Here is a 5,382-nt window from a genome sequence, read left to right as displayed (position 1 = left end):
TCGGTGAACCAGAAATCACATGCGGTGATTCAATTATCAAACGGGTTCCCCGAAACCGATTGCGGTTCGGGAACCACACAGTGGACGCGTAGCAACTGAGGACAAGTCCTCGGCCTATTAGTACCGGTCAGCTCCACCCCTCACAGGGCTTCCACACCCGGCCTATCAACCCGATCGTCTCTCGGGGGCCTTACCCAACCGAAGTTGGTGGGAGTCCTCATCTCGAAGCAAGCTTCCCGCTTAGATGCTTTCAGCGGTTATCCCTCCCGAACGTAGCCAACCAGCCATGCCCTTGGCAGAACAACTGGCACACCAGAGGTTCGTCCGTCCCGGTCCTCTCGTACTAGGGACAGCCCTTCTCAAGACTCCTACGCGCACAGCGGATAGGGACCGAACTGTCTCACGACGTTCTAAACCCAGCTCGCGTACCGCTTTAATGGGCGAACAGCCCAACCCTTGGGACCTACTCCAGCCCCAGGATGCGACGAGCCGACATCGAGGTGCCAAACCATCCCGTCGATATGGACTCTTGGGGAAGATCAGCCTGTTATCCCCGGGGTACCTTTTATCCGTTGAGCGACGGCGCTTCCACAAGCCACCGCCGGATCACTAGTCCCTGCTTTCGCACCTGCTCGACCCGTCGGTCTCACAGTCAAGCTCCCTTGTGCACTTACACTCGACACCTGATTGCCAACCAGGATGAGGGAACCTTTGGGCGCCTCCGTTACCCTTTAGGAGGCAACCGCCCCAGTTAAACTACCCATCAGACACTGTCCCTGATCCGGATCACGGACCCAGGTTAGACATCCAGCACGACCAGAGTGGTATTTCAACGACGACTCCACCATGACTGGCGTCACGGCTTCAAAGTCTCCCACCTATCCTACACAAGCCGAACCGAACACCAATATCAAACTATAGTAAAGGTCCCGGGGTCTTTCCGTCCTGCTGCGCGAAACGAGCATCTTTACTCGTAGTGCAATTTCACCGGGCCTGTGGTTGAGACAGTCGAGAAGTCGTTACGCCATTCGTGCAGGTCGGAACTTACCCGACAAGGAATTTCGCTACCTTAGGATGGTTATAGTTACCACCGCCGTTTACTGGCGCTTAAGTTCTCAGCCTCGCCCCGAAGAGCTAACCGGTCCCCTTAACGTTCCAGCACCGGGCAGGCGTCAGTCCGTATACATCGTCTTACGACTTCGCACGGACCTGTGTTTTTAGTAAACAGTCGCTTCTCGCTGGTCTCTGCGGCCACCACCAGCTCACCCTGCAAGAGGGATCACCAACAATGGCCCCCCTTCTCCCGAAGTTACGGGGGCATTTTGCCGAGTTCCTTAACCACAGTTCACCCGAACGCCTTGGTATTCTCTACCTGACCACCTGAGTCGGTTTGGGGTACGGGCCGCCACGACACTCGCTAGAGGCTTTTCTCGGCAGCATAGGATCATCCACTTCCCCACAATCGGGTCGGCATCAGGTCTCAGGCTTCATGAGAGACGGATTTGCCTATCTCTCGCCCTACACCCTTACCCCGGGACTACCACCGCCCGGGCTGGACTACCTTCCTGCGTCACCCCATCGCTCACCTACTACCCGATTGGTTCGGCGGCTCCACCCATCCGATCACCCGAAGGATCCCGGCGGCTTCACGGCCTTAACATCACGAGGTTCAGCGCTGGCGCATCGTAGCGGGTACGGGAATATCAACCCGTTGTCCATCGACTACGCCTGTCGGCCTCGCCTTAGGTCCCGACTTACCCTGGGCGGATTAGCCTGCCCCAGGAACCCTTGGTCATCCGGCGCACACGTTTCCCACGTGTGATTCGCTACTCATGCCTGCATTCTCACTCGTGCAGCGTCCACCACTGGTTTCCACCGCGACTTCACTCGCTGCACGACGCTCCCCTACCCATCCGTACACCTGAACCACGAAGGCTTGGCTAACATACGAATGACACGACTTCGGCGGTGCGCTTGAGCCCCGCTACATTATCGGCGCGGAATCACTTGACCAGTGAGCTATTACGCACTCTTTCAAGGGTGGCTGCTTCTAAGCCAACCTCCTGGTTGTCTCTGCGACTCCACATCCTTTCCCACTTAGCGCACGCTTGGGGGCCTTAGTCGGTGCTCTGGGCTGTTTCCCTCTCGACCACGGAGCTTATCCCCCGCAGTCTCACTGCCGCGCTCTCACTTACCGGCATTCGGAGTTTGGCTTATCTCAGTAACCTGGTGAGGCCCATCAACAATCCAGTGCTCTACCTCCGGCAAGAAACACACGACGCTGCACCTAAATGCATTTCGGGGAGAACCAGCTATCACGGAGTTTGATTGGCCTTTCACCCCTAACCACAGGTCATCCCCCAGGTTTTCAACCCTGGTGGGTTCGGGCCTCCACACGGTCTTACCCGCGCTTCACCCTGCCCATGGCTAGATCACTCCGCTTCGGGTCTTGGGCGCGCGACTCAATCGCCCTGTTCGGACTCGCTTTCGCTACGGCTACCCCACACGGGTTAACCTCGCCACACACCGCAAACTCGCAGGCTCATTCTTCAAAAGGCACGCAGTCACGGCCACCCCCGACAAAACGAGGATGACGACGCTCCCACGGCTTGTAGGCACACGGTTTCAGGTACTATTTCACTCCCCTCCCGGGGTACTTTTCACCTTTCCCTCACGGTACTAGTCCGCTATCGGTCACCAGGGAATATTTAGGCTTGGCGGGTGGTCCCGCCGGATTCACACGGGATTTCTCGGGCCCCGTGCTACTTGGGAAATGCGCAAGCAAGCCGTACATGTTTCGTCTACGGGGGTCTTACCCTCTACGCCGGACCTTTCGCATGTCCTTCGACTACACATACGGTTTCTGACTCGCCGACCGGCCGGCAGACCGATCAAGCACACTCCCACGACCCCGATCACGCAACCCCTGCCGGGTATCACACGTGACCGGTTTAGCCTCATCCGATTTCGCTCGCCACTACTCTCGGAATCACGGTTGTTTTCTCTTCCTGCGGGTACTGAGATGTTTCACTTCCCCGCGTTCCCTCCACACACCCTATATATTCAGGTGCGGGTGACAGCCCATGACGACTGCCGGGTTTCCCCATTCGGACACCCCCGGATCACAGCTCGGTTGACAGCTCCCCGGGGCCTATCGCGGCCTCCCACGTCCTTCATCGGTTCCTGGTACCTAGGCATCCACCGTGCGCCCTTAACAACTTGGCCACAGATGCTCGCGTCCACTGTGCAGTTCTCAAACAACAACCGATTCCCACAGACCTGAAGATCGACGCCTACCAGCCATGAAGACCGGCGGTTCGAGGACCGTCCGAGGATCGGAACCTTCCCGAGACAACAGACCAGCCCCACCAGCCACGACTGGCTGACAGGGCCGGGCCCATTCCCTCAGGACCCAACAACGTGCCCGGCGGAACCACCCTCGACGCCCACGCTTTCCACGCTCTTGCGAGCAGTACTTGCATCGACCCCTGGAGGATCCCACCGAATAGTCAACGTTCCACCCATGAGCAACCCCTTCGATACATGCGACCGAAGCGGGCTATGTGCTCCTTAGAAAGGAGGTGATCCAGCCGCACCTTCCGGTACGGCTACCTTGTTACGACTTCGTCCCAATCGCTGGTCCCACCTTCGACGGCTCCCCCTCTTGCGAGTTGGGCCACCGGCTTCGGGTGTTACCGACTTTCGTGACGTGACGGGCGGTGTGTACAAGGCCCGGGAACGTATTCACCGCAGCAATGCTGATCTGCGATTACTAGAGACTCCGACTTCACGGGGTCGAGTTGCAGACCCCGATCCGAACTGAGACCGGCTTTTTGAGATTCGCTCCACCTTGCGGTATCGCAGCTCATTGTACCGGCCATTGTAGCACGTGTGCAGCCCAAGACATAAGGGGCATGATGACTTGACGTCGTCCCCACCTTCCTCCGAGTTGACCCCGGCAGTCTCCTGTGAGTCCCCATCACCCCGAAAGGCATGCTGGCAACACAGAACGAGGGTTGCGCTCGTTGCGGGACTTAACCCAACATCTCACGACACGAGCTGACGACAGCCATGCACCACCTGTACACCGACCAAAAGGGGCACCTGTCTCCAGATGTTTCCGGTGTATGTCAAGCCTTGGTAAGGTTCTTCGCGTTGCGTCGAATTAAGCCACATGCTCCGCCTCTTGTGCGGGCCCCCGTCAATTCCTTTGAGTTTTAGCCTTGCGGCCGTACTCCCCAGGCGGGGAACTTAATGCGTTAGCTGCGGCACGGACGACGTGGAATGTCGCCCACACCTAGTTCCCAACGTTTACGGCGTGGACTACCAGGGTATCTAATCCTGTTCGCTCCCCACGCTTTCGCTCCTCAGCGTCAGTATCGGCCCAGAGACCCGCCTTCGCCACCGGTGTTCCTCCTGATATCTGCGCATTTCACCGCTACACCAGGAATTCCAGTCTCCCCTGCCGAACTCTAGCCTGCCCGTATCGAATGCAGGCTCGGGGTTAAGCCCCGAGTTTTCACATCCGACGCGACAGGCCGCCTACGAGCTCTTTACGCCCAATAATTCCGGACAACGCTCGCACCCTACGTATTACCGCGGCTGCTGGCACGTAGTTAGCCGGTGCTTCTTCTGCAGGTACCGTCACTTTCGCTTCTTCCCTGCTGAAAGAGGTTTACAACCCGAAGGCCGTCATCCCTCACGCGGCGTCGCTGCGTCAGGCTTTCGCCCATTGCGCAATATTCCCCACTGCTGCCTCCCGTAGGAGTCTGGGCCGTGTCTCAGTCCCAGTGTGGCCGGTCGCCCTCTCAGGCCGGCTACCCGTCGTCGCCTTGGTAGGCCACTACCCCACCAACAAGCTGATAGGCCGCGGGCCCATCCTGCACCGCCGGAACTTTCAACCCCCCACCATGCGGTGGAAGATATTATCCGGTATTAGCTCCGGTTTCCCGAAGTTATCCCAGAGTGCAGGGCAGGTTGCCCACGTGTTACTCACCCGTTCGCCACTCATCCACCCCGAAGGGCTTCAGCGTTCGACTTGCATGTGTTAAGCACGCCGCCAGCGTTCGTCCTGAGCCAGGATCAAACTCTCCATTGATGTTCACCGGTAATCCGGTGGAACACAATAAGTGAGCGGCGACTCTCCCGGAGGAATAGTCCGGGTATGTCGCCCGCGTCCTTGCTGTGACCTGGGCCCACTGACAGGACCCAGGATTTTCTTCAAAGGAACCACCAACACTGACCGCGACTCCCCGAGTGAGGAGACGTTCAGCGCCGGGGGTGTTTCTTTGGCGTTGACTTTTGGCACGCTGTTGAGTTCTCAAGGAACGGACGCTTCCTTCGGTGCGGAATCAACCGCGCCCTCCGGGCGTTTGACGTTCG

General features: G+C 58.3%; 2 rRNA genes. Both read right to left on the bottom strand.

From position 1 onward, the window contains the following. Positions 1-97: 97 nt before the first annotated feature. Positions 98-3,225 (bottom strand): 23S ribosomal RNA (locus ACWGR4_RS48090). Between the two features lie 349 nt (positions 3,226-3,574). After that, a 16S ribosomal RNA gene (locus ACWGR4_RS48085) occupies positions 3,575-5,098 on the bottom strand. Together the 16S and 23S rRNA genes form the textbook arrangement of a ribosomal RNA operon. Positions 5,099-5,382 lie beyond the last annotated feature (284 nt).

The sequence above is a fragment of the Embleya sp. NPDC055664 genome (genome assembly GCF_053618075.1).
The sequence above is the reverse complement of the archived record's forward strand: the minus strand, read 5'-3'. Positions and strand labels throughout refer to the sequence as shown.